This is a genomic window from Rosenbergiella collisarenosi, assembly GCF_018494085.1.
In the GTDB taxonomy this organism is placed as follows: Bacteria; Pseudomonadota; Gammaproteobacteria; order Enterobacterales; family Enterobacteriaceae; genus Rosenbergiella; species Rosenbergiella collisarenosi.
Genome location: NZ_JABBFP010000025.1, coordinates 1 through 1,267, shown reverse-complemented (window position 1 = coordinate 1,267; position 1,267 = coordinate 1). Strand labels below are relative to the sequence as shown.

At 59.5% G+C, this 1,267-nt stretch carries 1 protein-coding gene; it reads left to right on the top strand.

Features of this window, described 5'->3' with window-relative positions:
- The coding region (locus HGT70_RS16425) for an Ig-like domain-containing protein (protein ID WP_214196573.1) at window positions 1–1,267 on the top strand (1,267 nt) is incomplete at both ends.

The window sequence follows — 1,267 nt, the reverse complement described above, 5'->3', positions numbered from 1 at the left end:
GTGGCGGGCGATGATGTGATCAACGCCAGCGAGCTGGCCGCAGGGCAAACCCTGAGCGGTAAAGTCAGTGGTGCGGCGGCGGGCGATACCGTGACCGTTCAACTGGGCGGTAAGACTTACACCGCGACCGTGGCGAAGGATCTAACCTGGAGCGTTAAGGTACCGAGTGACGATCTGACCGCGATGGGCAACGGTGCCTTGACGGTTGATGCGTCGGTCACCAATAAAACCGGTAATACCGGTCATAGCGAGCATACGATCAGCATCGATGCGAACTTGCCGGGCTTACGGGTCGATACCGTGGCGGGTGATGACATCGTCAACACCCTTGAGCATAACCAAAACCTGATCGTCAGCGGCTCGAGCCAAGGGATCGCTGCCAACAGCGCCTTAACCGTCACCATTAACGGTAAGACCTACAGCGCGACCGTACTGGCGGATGGGTCGTGGAGCGCGGCAGTGCCGAGCAGCGATGTCAGCAACTGGGCGGCAGGCACTCTACAAATCGCGGTCAGTGGCGAAAGCAGTGCCGGTAACCCGGTAGCTATCCTGCACCCCGTCACCGTCGATCTAGCCGAAGTGGCGATCAGCATCAATACCGTCAGCGGTGACGATGTACTGAATGCGGCCGAAAAAGGGCAGGATCTGGCATTAAGCGGCAGCACCCACGAGGTGGCAGCAGGCAGCACGGTGACCGTGACATTCGCGGGTCATCAGTATACGACTACGGTCGACGGCGACGGCAAGTGGGCGGTAACCGTTCCGGCGGCGGATATGTCTGGGCTTTACGATGGCATACGCAACGTCGAGGTGAGCGTCACCACGCCAACCGGTAACAGCGCGCAAGCGGGCCGCGAGATCCTAGTCGACACCGTGGCACCGAGCCTAACCATCGATAACCTGACGCAAGACAACGTGTTGAATGCTAAAGAAGCGGGCAGCGACCAGCTGATCAGCGGCAGCAGCACGGCGCAAGCGGGCCAAGAAGTGACAATTAGCCTGAACGGTAAGGACTATAAGACCACCGTTGATGCGCAAGGTCATTGGCAGGTGAAGGTGCCCGCGGCCGATCTGCAAGCGCTCAGCGATGGACAAACCACCGTCAGTGCAAGCGTAGCGGATAAGGCGGGCAACAGCACCGACGCCAGCCATACTGTCCACGTGGATCTGCAAGCGCCAGTGATCACCGTCGATAAGGTGGCGGGTGACGATGTCATCAACGTCACTGAGCATGCACAGGCACAGATTATCAGTGGCAGTGCGACCG